Source organism: Cupriavidus sp. SIMBA_020, assembly GCF_046535395.1.
GTDB lineage: Bacteria > Pseudomonadota > Gammaproteobacteria > Burkholderiales > Burkholderiaceae > Cupriavidus > Cupriavidus campinensis.
Genome location: NZ_JAWRWU010001461.1, coordinates 1 through 243 on the forward strand (window position 1 = coordinate 1; position 243 = coordinate 243).

General features: G+C 56.0%; 1 protein-coding gene. It reads left to right on the forward strand.

What is annotated here, in order from left to right; genetic code table 11:
* Positions 1-243, forward strand: a 243-nt coding sequence (locus tag SB751_RS34420) for a hypothetical protein (protein WP_410749547.1), incomplete at both ends; no start/stop codon positions are given.

Below are 243 nucleotides of genomic sequence, written 5' to 3' on the forward strand. Positions count from 1 at the left end.
TCTGCAGCTCGAAGCGGTAATGGAGAAGGCAAGCCTGTTATTACTTTCCGATTCGGAGTTTCCGGTTCGCCTGGATCGAGAAAAGCCGTGGGCGTTCAGCTTGAGTCCTTTGAGAGCCCCTGAGGGGCACATCGTTGGTGTCCTGGTGCAAGGGCAAGAAGTACAGTCGTCAGCCCTTGAACCCGTACCGTCGCACATTATGCTGGGTCGAGATCGCCGTATGTTTGACCAGGCACCGGGGTT